Annotated in this window: 13 protein-coding genes, 1 tRNA gene and 1 pseudogene; 7 read left to right on the top strand and 8 right to left on the bottom strand. The window is 61.2% G+C overall.

The annotated features are described in order from the left end of the window. Positions 1-93 precede the first annotated feature (93 nt). Complete coding sequence (locus I6J28_RS10580; protein WP_204609828.1) at positions 94-522, bottom strand: OsmC family protein; 429 nt, start codon at positions 520-522, stop codon at positions 94-96. Positions 523-633: 111 nt separating this feature from the next. Here I6J28_RS10580 and I6J28_RS10575 point away from each other — a divergent pair, with 111 nt between their 5' ends. Further along, entirely contained in the window at positions 634-1,263 is a 630-nt protein-coding gene (locus I6J28_RS10575; RefSeq protein WP_005323840.1) for a DJ-1/PfpI family protein, read from the top strand. A gap of 252 nt (positions 1,264-1,515) precedes the next feature. Further along, a complete protein-coding gene (locus I6J28_RS10570; RefSeq protein ID WP_040425093.1) occupies positions 1,516-1,959 on the top strand; it encodes a DUF2871 domain-containing protein in 444 nt (147 codons plus the stop codon). 184 nt (positions 1,960-2,143) lie between these two features. On the opposite strand, the gene I6J28_RS10565 is transcribed toward I6J28_RS10570, so the two are convergent. Beyond that, positions 2,144-2,737 (bottom strand): Type 1 glutamine amidotransferase-like domain-containing protein, encoded by a 594-nt coding sequence (locus I6J28_RS10565; protein ID WP_005323835.1) that lies wholly within the window; start codon positions 2,735-2,737, stop codon positions 2,144-2,146. Positions 2,738-2,901: 164 nt separating this feature from the next. Here I6J28_RS10565 and I6J28_RS11795 point away from each other — a divergent pair. Continuing rightward, positions 2,902-3,063, top strand: a pseudogene (locus I6J28_RS11795) (IS481 family transposase); the annotation flags it as partial. 50 nt (positions 3,064-3,113) lie between these two features. On the opposite strand, the gene I6J28_RS10560 reads toward I6J28_RS11795, so the two are convergent. From I6J28_RS10560 to I6J28_RS10540, 5 genes are all read right to left on the bottom strand, one after another. Beyond that, positions 3,114-3,189: transfer RNA gene (locus I6J28_RS10560), tRNA-Arg, on the bottom strand. A gap of 70 nt (positions 3,190-3,259) precedes the next feature. Beyond that, on the bottom strand, positions 3,260-3,541 hold the full coding sequence (locus tag I6J28_RS10555) for a glutaredoxin domain-containing protein (protein ID WP_005323831.1): 282 nt from the start codon (positions 3,539-3,541) through the stop codon (positions 3,260-3,262). Further along, positions 3,541-4,071: a dihydrofolate reductase gene (locus I6J28_RS10550; protein WP_204609826.1), complete on the bottom strand. Its 531-nt coding sequence runs from the start codon at positions 4,069-4,071 to the stop codon at positions 3,541-3,543. Before I6J28_RS10550 ends, I6J28_RS10555 begins: the two co-directional genes overlap by 1 nt. After that, entirely contained in the window at positions 4,071-4,898 is an 828-nt protein-coding gene (locus I6J28_RS10545; RefSeq protein ID WP_005323827.1) for a thymidylate synthase, read from the bottom strand. Before I6J28_RS10545 ends, I6J28_RS10550 begins: the two co-directional genes overlap by 1 nt. A gap of 48 nt (positions 4,899-4,946) precedes the next feature. Beyond that, on the bottom strand, positions 4,947-5,840 hold the full coding sequence (locus I6J28_RS10540) for an NAD-dependent epimerase/dehydratase family protein (protein WP_204609824.1): 894 nt from the start codon (positions 5,838-5,840) through the stop codon (positions 4,947-4,949). 107 nt (positions 5,841-5,947) lie between these two features. Here I6J28_RS10540 and I6J28_RS10535 point away from each other — a divergent pair, with 107 nt between their 5' ends. Beyond that, positions 5,948-6,616, top strand: coding sequence for a TetR/AcrR family transcriptional regulator (locus I6J28_RS10535; protein ID WP_005323820.1), 669 nt, complete (start codon positions 5,948-5,950; stop codon positions 6,614-6,616). On the opposite strand, the gene I6J28_RS10530 is transcribed toward I6J28_RS10535, so the two are convergent. Next, entirely contained in the window at positions 6,613-7,371 is a 759-nt protein-coding gene (locus I6J28_RS10530) for a 3'(2'),5'-bisphosphate nucleotidase CysQ (protein WP_204609822.1), read from the bottom strand. The two genes, I6J28_RS10535 and I6J28_RS10530, sit on opposite strands and share 4 nt — an antisense overlap. Before the next feature lie 35 nt (positions 7,372-7,406). Here I6J28_RS10530 and I6J28_RS10525 point away from each other — a divergent pair, with 35 nt between their 5' ends. The 3 genes from I6J28_RS10525 to I6J28_RS10515 are packed head-to-tail and all read left to right on the top strand — an operon-like array spanning position 7,407 to position 13,481. After that, positions 7,407-12,206: an ATP-dependent helicase gene (locus I6J28_RS10525; RefSeq protein ID WP_204609819.1), complete on the top strand. Its 4,800-nt coding sequence runs from the start codon at positions 7,407-7,409 to the stop codon at positions 12,204-12,206. 18 nt (positions 12,207-12,224) lie between these two features. Further along, a complete protein-coding gene (locus tag I6J28_RS10520) occupies positions 12,225-13,043 on the top strand; it encodes an Fpg/Nei family DNA glycosylase (protein ID WP_204609817.1) in 819 nt (272 codons plus the stop codon). A gap of 24 nt (positions 13,044-13,067) precedes the next feature. Further along, positions 13,068-13,481, top strand: coding sequence for a YccF domain-containing protein (locus tag I6J28_RS10515; RefSeq protein WP_204609815.1), 414 nt, complete (start codon positions 13,068-13,070; stop codon positions 13,479-13,481). Positions 13,482-13,487: the final 6 nt, after the last annotated feature.

The raw sequence follows: 13,487 nt of genomic DNA, 5'->3' as shown, positions 1-13,487 counted from the left end.
ACATTTGTCACAATAGTTAACAATTGCACCATAGCAGGAGGTTTTGGGGCATCCCCGGAGCGAAACCGCATGTCGCGCATTTACACCGGGGAACTATTTCGAGTCGTTGCTGAACTTCACCCGCGTGGGATTCTCAACCGTGCGCGATACCGTGCAGTCCTTCTCGTGGGAGATGCGAATCAGGTTGTCCACCAGTTTGCGCGCTTGGTTGCCCTCTTGCGTATCTGGGAACGAAAGGTCGAAGCCCACTCGCACCTCCGACAGACGCGCTGCTCCATCTTCGCTTACGCGGTCACCTTCCACATACACATCAAAAGATTCCGGCTCCGCGCGCCGAGATGTCACCACATCCACGTCCACCGCCGAACACGCCGCGACGGCAGCTAGCAAAAGCTCAACAGGGGAGAGAAGCCCCTCGCCACTGCCAAACTCAATGCTGGCTCCGGCGGAATTGGTAGCTCGGTATACGGCGATATCGAGGCGGGTGAGATATACGGCGTATTGCTTCGTTACTTCAGACATGAGGCCAGTTTAAGGCGAGGGAGCAGGTCGGTTTGAGTGGGCAAGAGACACGCTGATCGAAACTTTCGCGTGTCTAGTAGTGATTCAGCAGGCCCGCGTATTGTGAGATCCATGAAGGTCATTGCTATTTATGCGACGGAAACCATGTCTGATTGGGAGTATGCCTACCTCACAACTCAAGTAGCTGAAGCTGAAGCTCAAGTGCCGGATCGCTTCAAGGTTTTGTTTGTTGGCGAATCTCTAGAAGCCGTCCGCTCCAAGGGTGGAATCGAGGTAGTTCCAGGTCTGACCTTGCAGGACATCCAGAATCGGACTGATATTGCGGCGTTCGTGGTGCCAGGGGCAGATACATACTTTAACGGCCACGAACAGTTGCTGGAAACGATCAGGGTCTTAAATGAGAACGGAGTGCTCTTGGCGGCAATCTGTGGTGGAACTTTGGCCTTTGCTCGTGCCGGGGTGCTTGACCACTGTAAACACACTTCAAACGCGCAAGGTTTTCTTGCCTCAATCAACTACGCCAACATCGACGGCTACAAAGAAGAAGACGCAGTTTCTGATGGCGGAGTGATTACGGCATCTGGATTGGCTCCAGTGTCATTCACCGCGGCGGTATTGCGCGGGGTGGGCGTCTACCCAGATGATGTCGTGGATGCTTGGCTTCAATTGCATGAGCAAAGAACAGAAGCGGCCTTCGTTGAACATATGAACAAGGTTCAGGCGTGGGCCTGTTCAAACTAGCTGGAGTTACCCGGAACTGCTTCAACGATTCGGGTCTTTGCTGAAACAAAGGTGCCTGACATTCAGCGCTTGTATTTCTCGGGGCAGGACTATGAATATTAATCTTCCGGATCTCATAGTCAACCAACTGGTTGATTGCAGTTTCAACCAGCCCTGTGATTCAAAACGATGACGAATGTAGAAGGATAAGTCCTTAGAGTATTTTATTCATCGCTACTCCGGTCGTGACAGCGGTTGGGAAGGAGAATGACCATGAAAGCTTTGTATTGGGCATCTATTTTCTACCTTGTATTGGGCTTGGGCGCTGGCGTGTTCTACCGCGAATTCACGCGTGCCAATGATTTCCCCGAGGGCGAGTTCACCCAGTTGAGCGTGGCGCATACTCACTTGCTAGCGCTCGGTTTCATGATGAGCCTTATCTTCTTGGTATTGGAGAAAGTCTTTGGTCTGTCGCGCAACCGCGGTCAGTTCAATGCGTTCTTCTGGCTCTACAACGTCGGCGTGGTCGTCACTGTTGGAGTCATGATCTGGCACGGATGCCTGACCGTACTGGGGGAGGAGTCCTCTGCAATGGTCTCTGGCATCGCTGGTCTGGGACACATCCTCATCACGGTAGGCCTAATCGCATTCATCGCAGCGCTTGGTAATGCCATTGGTGAGTCCCAAGAAGCTAAGTCCCAGGCAGCAGGTGAATAACAATGAGTGAGACTGTCTCAAAGCGCCACAACGTCGGCTCTGCGAGATGGGAGCTCACCGAAACAAATGACCCCATGGTCCCTAAATAGTATTGTTAAGGGAACTGCTCGGCCACAAGGAAAGTGCTGGTAGTTGAGGCGTAAATGGACTTTCCTGGTCGGCTTGGCGTGTTTGTCATCGCAGATTAGATGAGAATGGATTTTTCATCATCTATAAAGAGGGCTTGCCCATCTCTCAAAAGTAGCAAGTTCCATTCTCGGCCGTAGGTCTCGACAGTCTTACTGATGACCTCTATTGAATAAGGCCCAGTGGTTCCTTGTGCATGAGGAACAATGACATGAGGAGTGAAGTTTAGCCCTGTATATTCGGTGAGCTGCGGTGCCGTTTTGGAATCGTCCATGATTGATGCCGGCTCAATTGATGGGCCGGCAACAACTGCTCCTGCAGAACTTCCAGCGTAAAATTTGCCCTGCTTTACTGCCTCAGTCAGTGCACGGTCGGCACCCGTTTTCTTCAGTACGTCAAGTAGGCGGAACACGTCGCCGCTCGCGACATAAATGCAGTTGGCTGATGCAATTTCATTTTGAATATCGCTTGGGTTTGATTGCGATAGGGTGAGAGGGACTAAGGTCTCTGCTGCCTCTCCAATTGCCTTCAGCTCTGCCTGTGCAAATGGTGCCTTGCGCATCTCTGAAGCGGCATCATCGATATATAGCACTCGCCCCGAAATGTAGTCGCCGATGTCCGGGTGCAGGAATGAAGCGAGAAGAAGTTTCATGGGCCTAGATTACGAAATTCTTGCCACTCCCACCATTCGAAGAGCAAAAGTCTCGAGACACCAAGCGGAACGACGTCTCGAGACTTCACAACGCCCTCGCACGAATCCTCGAACACTCGACCCCAGCACTGTCGACCGCAGCCTAGAACTGCGCTAGAACCTCACGCCGATGGGGCGGCGAACCAATCTCCATGGTCTGCATCGACAACCGCGTAGACGTCAAAATAACCGCCACCGGGGCACAAAGCGCCGCCTACACACTCACCGAAGAAAAGATCTACTACAACAAGAACGACAGCGAACTCAACCCCAGTCGGGGCAACTAAAAACGAAAAATCTCAAGACACCGACCGGAACGATGTCTCGAGACTTCACATGGTGCCCCAGAGTGGATTCGAACCACCGACACCGGCTTTAGGAGAGCCGTGCTCTATCCCCTGAGCTACTGGGGCGGGGTTGCGTGTGCAACTTGGCTAATCATAGCAGTGGGGCAGGAGTGCCCCGAAATGGCTGGGGTGTGGGTTAGCTTTCGGCCAATTCCTTCTGCTTATTGCGCACGGAGGAGGCTGGTGGGTTGGTTTCGTGGGTGCCGTCCGAGTAGAGGACGGTGGGGATGATGCGGTTGCCGTCGTTAACGGATTCGATCCAGGCGTTGATGTCGTCGGTGTTGTCACCCTCGACGTCGACAAGCGCGTACGGGGTTTCGGTGCGGTCCAGGTTCTTGATGAGCTTGGCGCAGAAGGGGCACCAGTCGGCGTAGAAGATGGTGACGTCAGCGGTGGGTTCGGGGGTTTGTACAGTCATTAGGCTGCATCCTTTCGGTCGTAGGTTAAAAAGCGGTACTTGATGGGGAGATCGCTGGCCTCTTGGTCCGGCAGGGCCAGGTGGCCCTTGGCGGAGGTTAGCCAATCGGTGCTGTGGGCGAGGCCGAATTCCTCGGGGATTTCGGGGGCGTAGATGGACTTTTCGCCGTAGGTGCTACCGATATTAACGCCCATGAGCGTGACCTCAATGCGGTCCACCTGGTCCAAGGTGGCGGTGTAGATTTGGCCGCCGCCGAGAACCCAGGCGTCGGAAAGCGAGGGCATTTCGGTGAGCACCTGGGCGCCGGCGGACCACTGGCCGGGGGTGCGGGAGGAGAGCACGTAATTCTCCCGGCCGGGAAGGGGGCGGAACTTAGGGTTGAGGGACTCCCAGGTTTTCCGGCCCATGATGACCGGCGCGCCCATGGTCACGTCCTTAAAGTGCTTGAGATCCTCCGGAACGTGCCAGGGCATTTGTTCGCCATCGCCAATGATTCCATCGAGGGACTGTGCCCAGATTGCGCCCAACATTAGACGGACACCTGCGCCTTGATGGTGGGGTGGGGGTCGTAGCCCTCAATCTCAAAATCGGCGAAGTCATAAGAGAACATGTCTTCCGCCTTGTGCAGGTTGAGCTGCGGGTACGGGCGGGGTTCGCGGGAAAGCTGCTCTTTGACCTGCTCCACGTGGTCGTTATAAATATGGCAATCGCCGCCGGTCCAGATGAGCTCGCCCACCTTGAGGCCGGCCTGCTGGGCAAACATGTGGGTCAGCGCCGCGTAAGAGGCGATATTGAAGGGAACACCTAGGAACATATCGGCCGAGCGCTGGTAGACCTGCATGGACAAGGTGCCATCGGCCACGTAGAGCTGGAAGAGCAAGTGGCAGGGCATCAGCGCCATCTTGTCCAGCTCCGCGACGTTCCATGCGGAGACCAAGTTGCGGCGCGAGTCCGGATTATTCTTCAGAGTATCGAGCGCCTGCTGGATCTGGTCAATGTGCTGGCCATCCGGGGTGGGCCAGGAGCGCCACTGCACGCCGTAGACCGGCCCTAGCTCGCCATTGTCATCCGCCCACTCATTCCAGATGCGGACCTTGTTATCCTGCAGGAACTTGATATTGGACTCGCCTTTGAGGAACCACAAAAGCTCGCCCAATACCGCGTGGAAATAGACCTTCTTGGTGGTCAGTAGCGGGAAAGACTCGGCCAGGTTATAGCGCAGCTGCGCACCAAAAATGGAGCGTGTGCCTGTCCCGGTGCGATCGCCTTTGGGCGTGCCTTTGTCGAGAACGCGACGCAGCAGATCCTCGTACGGAGTGGCAATAGCGGCGCTAGAAACGGTGGACGTATCACTCATGGTGCTCCAGTATAGAGCGTTAGAAAAACATTGGAGTAGTTGGAGCGTTTATTTCCTCTTAGCGCTGGCAGTGGCATTATCGCAGGAGGCTGTTTCGCGTAGCGCTTGTTCTATGGGGGTAGCTTTCCACCGTGCAGTGGCGCCAGTGAGGATGGAGGGGCGCTCCCATAAGTAGGTCATCTCAACCAGCCCACGCAGATCGGTGCTTAAGAGTCCACCGAGCTTGAGCATCCAGGGGCGGATCGTTATCGGGGTGCGGTGGCACCCCGCGCGGTCGGCGAATTCCGCCTGCGTAAGCGCCGGAGCGCACGGTGTTGCGACGATAGGAGCGCTGGTGGGGTCGAGGAGGGCATCGGCAAGAGCGCGGCCGAAATCTGGCAGGTAGGTCACCGAGTGCTTCGCATGTGGGTTGATTAGGGCTAAGGGGAAGTGCTTCCCGATGATCAGCTGGTGGTAGACGCAACCTGGCCCGGAGTCGGGACCAAATAAATCGGCCGCGATGACGGATACGGTGTGGGCGCGAGAGGCGAGACGTGCGTCGATGAGCTGCGCGCGCACGCCGGGCTTTCCATGCCGGGAGTCGGTCAAGGGAGTAGTCGGCGAGACTTCTTCGCGGTTTGGATCAAAGCCATAGGTGGATTCGGGGAACACGATGGGGATGGTGCGTTCCGCAGCGATGTGAAGCGCGGTTTCTTCGGCGGGGATGAGCAGCTTTCGCCATTGCTCGGCGTTATAGGCGGCGTGAATGCAGTGCGCGATGCCGTCGATATTGGCAGGGTAGGACTCTTTACTGGTTGCATCGCCGGTGATGTGCTGGACGCGGGGCCCGAGGTTAATCGTGGTGGCGTGTCGGCTCATGATGAGGCATTCATGGCCCCGGGAGGCGAGTTCACGGGCAACTACGCGGCCGACGGGGCCCGCTCCGGTGATGAGATATTTCATTTCCAAGATTCCTGTTCAATTTAGTGACTGATGCTCTCTCAAGGTATAGGAAGCCTCCTACGAAGACAAGAGCAGTGCTCTCATTTGTGAGTTGCTATAGTTTATTCATGGCACAAACCCCACGAGAGCGCGCCCGCGAAGAGACGATGACCCGCATCATCGAATTGGGGCGGAAGCAGCTCGCAAACGGTGGCGTGGAGGCGCTGAACCTGAGGGCCATAGCCCGCGAGCTAGGGATAGTCTCTTCCGGTATTTATCGCTACGTCCCCGATAGGGCGCAACTGATTACGTTGCTTATCGTCGATGCCTTTGATGGGCTCGATAATGCCGTGGCGCAGCGTGACGACGCACGAGCCCAACCACGCGAGAGATTCGTGGAAGTGGTGACCGCTATGCGGCGGTGGGCCCTGGATTTTCCGCAACGTTGGGGCCTGATTTATGGCACGCCGATCGTGGGCTACCGAGCCCCGGCTGCAGAGACTGTTGTAGCTGGGACGAAAGTGAGCCGCCGGATAGCTGCTCTGCTGGAAGGAGCCTCCAGTGCGCCGCTGAGGCGTCGTTCGCCACAGTTTGCTGCGGATCTGGCAGCCGCCGCGCAGGACATCGGCGCAGAGCTCACCGAGGATGCGATGGAAATGGCGCTGGAGGCTTGGACGAGGATTATTGGGCTGATCAACGCCGAGGTCTTTGGCTATCTCGGCCGGGATACCCTTAGCGATTACGACGAGTTTCACACAAGGGCAGTATCGCGCCTGGCTACCGATTTAGGTCTTTAAAATCCGCCGTGCTCCTCGGCAAAGGCCTGGGCATGCTCCAAGATTTCATCCTTGAGCTCGGGGCGGCAGATGAGGATATCCGGGATGAAGGTGTCCTCATTATTGAAGCGGATTTCGGAGCCATCGAGGCGGCAGCAGTGCAGGCCGGAGGCTCGGGCGACGCCCACCGGGGCGGCCTGATCCCACTCGTACTGGCCGCCGGCGTGGATATAACCGTCAAAATCACCGAGCAGCACGTGCATGGCCTTAGCACCCGCGGAGCCGACGCCTACGGTTTCATAGCCCATCTTTTCCGCAATGTAGCTAGCTACCTTGGGCGGGCGGTTGCGGGAGATCACGAACTTCTTGGACAGCGGGCCGGTGACCGCGCGTACGTCCGAGGATTTGAAGGTTACGCCCTTGTCCGGCAGGCCCACCGCCGCGTGGATGGGAGTGCCATTTTCTACGAGGGCAATGTGCACTGCCCAGTCCTGGCGGCCGGTGGCGAATTCCTTGGTGCCGTCGAGCGGGTCCACGATCCATACGCGGTCCTTCTTCAAGCGGGCAAGGTCATCGGCGGCTTCCTCAGAGAGCATGCCGTCCTGGGGACGGTGCTGCTCGAGGACGCGGGCGATCCATTCTTGGGCGGCCTCATCGCCGGCGTCGCCAAGCGAAAGGCCCCGCAGCAGGCCCCCGTTGCGCACGCCTTTAAGGATCTCACCGCAGCCCTGGGCGAGGGAATTGGTCAGGCGGGAATCAGAAATCTCGACGGTCATGGTGCCCACATTACAACGCGGACTAGAGTGTGGGCATGCCAGAAAACATCCTCGACCGCTTCCGGCCCCAAGTAGCGCAGTGGTTTCGGGATGTATTTGCCGCCCCCACTGCCGTGCAGGCGCAGGCCTGGGAGAAGATTTCCCGCGGCGAGCACGCCCTCGTAGTCGCCCCTACCGGCTCCGGTAAGACGCTCGCCGCGTTCTTGTGGGCGCTGAATAATTTGGTCGAGCGCGAAGGCCAGCTGGCGCTGCCGGTGGGCTCAGGGACTGCTGGATCCGCCGCCGGGGTGAAGGTGCTGTATATCTCGCCGCTCAAGGCGCTGGGCGTGGACGTGGAAAATAACCTGCGCGCCCCGCTGACCGGTATTGCGCGCACCGCGGAGAACCTAGGGCTGGACGTGCCGGATATATCGGTAGGCGTGCGCTCGGGCGATACGCCGTCTGCTGAGCGTGCGCGGCAGGTGCGCAAGCCGCCGGATATCTTGATCACCACCCCGGAGTCGGCCTATCTGATGCTGACCTCCAAGGCGGCGGGGATTTTGAAGACGGTGGATACCGTCATTATCGATGAGATCCACGCCTTGGCCGGCACCAAGCGTGGCGTGCACCTAGCGCTGACCTTGGAGCGCCTGCAGCAGGTGGCGGGGGACTTCCAGCGCATCGGTCTTTCCGCCACCGTGCGGCCGCTGTCTGCGGTATCGAATTTCTTGGGTGGCAACCGGCCGGTAGAGATCGTGGCCCCAGCCGCGGAAAAGAAGTGGCAGCTGGACGTGCACGTGCCCGTGGAGGATATGTCCGATCTCCCCACGCCGGAGCAGGGCTCCACCATTGGGGAGATGACGGTGGATGATGCGATTGGCATCAGCTCTCCTTCCGTGGATGAGTCCGCGCTGCCCACGGCCAAGTCCATCTGGCCGTATATAGAGGATGACCTCTATGCGGAGATCATGGCGCACCGCTCCACGTTGGTATTTGTCAATTCCCGCCGCACCGCCGAGCGGCTGACCAGCCGGCTCAATGAGCTCTATGCGGCCGAACACGATCCGGAATCGCTCTCGCCGGAGACCCGCCGCGACCCGGCCCAGCTGATGAAGCAGGTCGACGTCGCCGGCAAGGCCCCGGCCGTCATCGCCCGCGCCCACCACGGCTCGGTGTCCAAGGACGAGCGCGCGATGACAGAAACGATGCTGAAGGAGGGCACGCTCAAGGCCGTGGTGGCCACGAGCTCGCTGGAGCTGGGCATCGATATGGGAGCCGTGGAGCTGGTGGTGCAGGTGGAATCTCCGCCCTCCGTGGCCTCCGGCCTGCAGCGAGTGGGCCGCGCCGGGCACTTTGTGGGCGCGGTATCGCATGGCTCCTTTTATCCCAAACACCGGGCGGATCTGGTGCAGTCCACGCTGACGGTAGCGCGCATGCGCGCAGGCCTCATTGAGGAGATGCATACCCCGCGCAACCCGCTGGATGTGCTGGCGCAGCAGACGGTGGCGGCGGTGGCCGCGGCCGGGGACGATGGGCTCGATGCCGATGAGTGGTACGAGATGGTCCGCCGGGCCTGGCCTTACCGCGATCTGGCGCGCGAAGTCTATGACTCCGTGCTGGACTTGGTCAGCGGCGTGTACCCGTCCACGGATTTTGCCGAGCTCAAGCCCCGCGTGGTCTATGACCGCGTGACGGGAGTGATGACTGCGCGGCCTGGTGCCCAGCGCGTGGCCGTGACCAGTGGCGGCACGATTCCGGATAGGGGCATGTTTGGCGTATTCCTCTATACCGGCGCCGGTGAGGGCTCCGGGGGCGCCCCGCGCCGGGTAGGCGAGCTGGATGAAGAGATGGTCTACGAGTCCCGGGTGGGCGATGTTTTCACCCTGGGCGCGACCAGTTGGCGCATTGAGGACATCAATCGCGACCAGGTGTTGGTCACGCCCGCGCCGGGGCATACCGGGCGCCTGCCGTTTTGGAATGGTGATGGCGCGGGTCGCCCCTATGAGCTGGGCAAGGCGCTGGGCGAGTACCGCCGCGAGGTCTTTAGCTCGCCGGAAGTTATCGCGGATGCCGATGATAATGCGCGCTCCAATATCGTGGCCTATCTGCAGGAGCAGAACGAGGCCACCGGTGTCATCCCGGATGAAAAGACATTGGTGCTCGAGCGCTTCCGCGATGAGCTGGGGGATTGGCGGGTGGTGCTGCATACCCCGTTTGGCCGGCCGGTCAACTCCGCGTGGGCGCTTGCGGTAGGCGCCCGGGTGGGCGAGCGCACCGGCATGGACCCGCAGGCGGTGGCCGGCGATGACGGCATCGTGCTGCGCCTGCCTGAGGCCGAATCCGAGCCCGATGGATCCATCTTTGACTTCGACGCCGATGAGATCGCCGATATCGTGGCCGAGCAAGTGGGCAATTCCGCGCTCTTTGCCTCCCGCTTCCGCGAATGCGCGGCCCGCGCGTTGCTCTTGCCTCGCCGCAACCCGGGCAAGCGCGCACCGCTGTGGCAGCAGCGCCAGCGCGCCGAGCAGCTTTTGGACGTTGCCCGCAAGTACCCGTCCTTTCCCATCATCTTGGAGACGGTGCGCGAGTGCGTCCAGGACGTCTACGATGTGCCGGCGCTTACGGAGGTCATGCGGGAGCTGGGCCATCGCCGCATCCGCATCGCGGAGGTCACCACCGAGCAACCTTCGCCCTTTGCCTCTTCGCTGCTGTTTAACTACACCGGCGCATTCATGTACGAGGGCGATTCCCCGTTGGCAGAAAAGCGCGCGGCCGCACTGGCCCTAGACCCGGCGCTTTTAGCCAAGCTGCTCGGCACGGTAGAGCTGCGCGAGCTGCTCGATCCAGAGATCATCGCTGAGGTTCACGCCCAGCTCCAACGCACCGATCCCTCGCGCCGGGCTCGTACCACCGAGGGGGTTGCGGACCTGCTGCGCGTGCTGGGGCCGATTCCCGTCGACGAGCTGAGCGAGCACACCGACGTGCCGCTATCCTCCTTGGACCAGCTGGGCACCCGGATTATGCGCGTGCGCATTGGCGGGCGCGAGCACTTAGCCCAGGCCCAGGATGCGCCCCTGCTTCGCGACGCCCTAGGCATCCCCATCCCTCCCGGCATCCCTGCCCAAGTGGCCACCATTTCTGATGCCTTGCCGCAGCTGGTCTCGCGGTGGGCGCGCACCCGCGGTCCGTTTGTGCTGCGCGATCTCACTGCGGCCTTCGGCATATCCGTCTCCGCCGCGCACACTGTCCTCGGCGCGCTCGATGGGGTAGTAGAAGGCCGCTATCGCCAGGGAGTGGAGGAGCAGGAGTATTGCGCCGCCGCGGTGCTCAAGACGATTCGTTCGCGCTCGCTCGCCGCAGCTAGGGCTGCCACCGAGCCGGTCTCGGGCGCTACCTTCGCCCGCTTCTTGCCGGAGTGGCATAGCATCGCACCGGCTGGAAAGCGCCCGGTCCTGCGCGGTGCCGATGGCGTCTTTTCCGTCATCGAGCAGCTCGCCGGGGTGCGTCTGCCCGCCTCTGCGTGGGAATCGCTCATCCTGCCCGCTCGGGTGGGCGATTATTCACCCACCATGCTCGATGAGCTCACCTCCAATGGCGAGGTGCTCATTGTGGGTGCTGGCAAGGCCGGCGCGGCCGACCCCTGGATCATGCTGTTGCCCTCAGACTATGCTGCTCAACTCGCCCCGGAAACGGATGCCGAGGGCGTCAGCATGGTGCAGCGCTCCATCCTCGATGTCCTCGGCCGCGGCGGTGGCTTCCTCTTTGCCGATATTGCCGCCGAGGCCCCCGGTACCACCGAGGAGACCCGCGAGGCCCTCTGGGGGTTAGTGGAGATGGGCCTGGTAAGCCCCGATTCCTTCGCGCCGATCCGCACCCGGCTGTCATCCGGCGGTTCGCGCTCAGGCCGCACCGCGCACCGCTCGAAGCGCCGGCCTACCCGCTCCCGCCTGCGCATGGGGCGCACCTCCTTCGCCCAAGCGCAGAACGCCGCGGGCGCCGGGACCCCGCCCGATGTCATGGGCCGGTGGTCGCTCGCCGTCCCTGCCGCCACCGATGCCACTTCCCGCTCCGTCGCCCACGGCGAGGCCTGGCTCGACCGCTACGGCGTGCTCACCCGCGGCTCCGTCGTGGCCGAGGACGTGCTCGGCGGTTTCGCGCTGGCCTATAAGGTGCTCTCCGGCTTCGAGGAATCCGGCAAGGCCATGCGCGGCTACGTCATCGATGGGCTGGGCGCCGCCCAATTTTCCACGCCCGCCATCATCGACCGCTTGCGTGGGCTGGCCGATTCCCCGGACGTGACCGGCTGGCCCTCTGGCACCACCGAGCCCGAGACCTTCGTTCTCGCCGCCTGCGACCCGGCCAACCCATACGGTGCGGCCCTGCCCTGGCCGCAGCGCGACGACGCCGACGGCAAGGCCACCGGCGGGCCCACCCGTTCGGCCGGTGCGCTGGTGGTGCTTATCGACGGCCTCCCCATCGCCCACCTCACCCGCGGCGGCAAAACCCTCACCACCTTTATCGAATCGCTGCCCGATGGCATCGACCCCGCCGAGGTATATCCCCGCTTGGTTTCCGCGCTCACGGACATGGTGGCAAGGGGAGCGTTGTCCCCGTTGGTCGTCGAAAAGTGCAATGGCAGCCCCATCCATAAAACCGATGCGGCGGCCCACCTGCGCGACGCCGGCGCCGGGATTACACCGAAGGGCGTGCGCATTTCCGCCCGCGCCGCCGCTCCGCGTACCCCGCGGGCAGGCCGCCGGGCGACCGAGGCCATCGAAGAGCTTAGCTTTGATGATCCGCCGCCCGCTCCGCGCAATAATGGTGGTTTCCGCCCGCGCGGCGGGTACCGCCGCTAAAGATCCACAGGAGGTGTTATGCCCGAAGGCGATTCCGTCCTGCAGCTATCCAACCGCCTGCAGTTCATGACCGGCCGCGTAGTCACCGGCTGCTCCGTGCGCGTGCCGCGCTATGCCACCATGCACCTAGACGGCATGGTGTGCGAGCGCGTCTGGCCCTACGGCAAGCACCTCTTTATGCAATTCGACCAGACCATCGTGCACACCCACCTCAAGATGGAAGGCACTTGGGCCATCCACTACGCAGGCGATCGCTGGCGCAAGCCTGGGCATACCGCCCGCATCGTGCTGCAGCTAGCCAACGCCCCGCGCGATATCGAGGTCGTTGGCCACCAGCTGGGCTTCGTGGACATCTATCCCGCCGACCACTACCACCAGCGCATCGTTCACCTCGGTCCGGACATTCTCGACCCCGACTGGGACCGCGAGGAGGCCCTGCGCCGGCTTAACTCCCGGCCGCAGCGAGCCATCGGAGCGGCGCTGCTAGACCAAAAAGTCGTCGCGGGGATCGGCAATGAATACCGCGCCGAGGCCTGTTTCCTTGCGGGGGTGCACCCGGCCACACCGGTGGCCGAGGTCGACACCGCCCGCATACTCGACATCTCTCGGCGCATCATGTGGGCCAACCGCACATCCCCGGTGCGCGTGACCACCGGCGTGCGCCGCGCCGGGGAGACCACCTATGTCTTCGGGCGCAACCGCAAGCGCTGTCGTCGCTGTGGCACGTTCATCACCAAGGGTGCGCTCGGCGGTGTGGACTGCGGAGGTGATGAAGGCGAACTCGAGCGCATCATCTGGTGGTGCCCGCATTGCCAGCCACTTCACCCCGCGCACTAAGACTCCCGCGCTAGTGTGGGGGACATGCGTACCTTTCTTAACATCGTTTGGTTTATTACCGGCGGGTTCCTCCTAGCCCTTGCCTATTTCATCTTTGGCATCATTGCCTGCATCTTCATCGTTACTATCCCCGCGGGCGTGGCGTCGTTCCGCATGGCTAACTTCGCCCTGTGGCCGTTTGGCCGCTCGGTGGTGCAGCCAGTCAAGGGCAGCGGCTCCATGTCCACCTTTTCCAACGTCGTCTGGTTCGTGGTCGCCGGCCTATGGTTGGCGATTGGTCACATAACCACCGCGGCGGCACAGGTAGTGACCATCGTGGGCATCCCAGCCGCGCTGGCCAACTTGAAGATGATCCCAGTGACCTGCTTTCCGTTCGGCCGCCGGATTGTGAACTCGGAGGAAATCCCCTTCGGCTGGGAACCGATGGTCAAGCTCTAAACCGCA

Source organism: Corynebacterium tuberculostearicum, from assembly GCF_016894265.1.
Lineage (GTDB): Bacteria > Actinomycetota > Actinomycetes > Mycobacteriales > Mycobacteriaceae > Corynebacterium > Corynebacterium tuberculostearicum_D.
Note: the sequence above shows the minus strand (reverse complement) of the source record. Positions and strands in the feature narration are given on the sequence as shown.

Coding starts and splice junctions, on each gene's coding strand:
- I6J28_RS10550 (WP_204609826.1), bottom strand. CDS start 4,071: ATGTTGGGCGCAATCTGGGCACAGTCCCTCGATGGAATCATTGGCGAT.
- I6J28_RS10570 (WP_040425093.1), top strand. CDS start 1,516: ATGAAAGCTTTGTATTGGGCATCTATTTTCTACCTTGTATTGGGCTTG.
- I6J28_RS10525 (WP_204609819.1), top strand. CDS start 7,407: ATGCCAGAAAACATCCTCGACCGCTTCCGGCCCCAAGTAGCGCAGTGG.
- I6J28_RS10540 (WP_204609824.1), bottom strand. CDS start 5,840: ATGAAATATCTCATCACCGGAGCGGGCCCCGTCGGCCGCGTAGTTGCC.
- I6J28_RS10580 (WP_204609828.1), bottom strand. CDS start 522: ATGTCTGAAGTAACGAAGCAATACGCCGTATATCTCACCCGCCTCGAT.
- I6J28_RS10535 (WP_005323820.1), top strand. CDS start 5,948: ATGGCACAAACCCCACGAGAGCGCGCCCGCGAAGAGACGATGACCCGC.
- I6J28_RS10575 (WP_005323840.1), top strand. CDS start 634: ATGAAGGTCATTGCTATTTATGCGACGGAAACCATGTCTGATTGGGAG.
- I6J28_RS10520 (WP_204609817.1), top strand. CDS start 12,225: ATGCCCGAAGGCGATTCCGTCCTGCAGCTATCCAACCGCCTGCAGTTC.
- I6J28_RS10530 (WP_204609822.1), bottom strand. CDS start 7,371: ATGACCGTCGAGATTTCTGATTCCCGCCTGACCAATTCCCTCGCCCAG.
- I6J28_RS10565 (WP_005323835.1), bottom strand. CDS start 2,737: ATGAAACTTCTTCTCGCTTCATTCCTGCACCCGGACATCGGCGACTAC.
- I6J28_RS10545 (WP_005323827.1), bottom strand. CDS start 4,898: ATGAGTGATACGTCCACCGTTTCTAGCGCCGCTATTGCCACTCCGTAC.
- I6J28_RS10515 (WP_204609815.1), top strand. CDS start 13,068: ATGCGTACCTTTCTTAACATCGTTTGGTTTATTACCGGCGGGTTCCTC.
- I6J28_RS10555 (WP_005323831.1), bottom strand. CDS start 3,541: ATGACTGTACAAACCCCCGAACCCACCGCTGACGTCACCATCTTCTAC.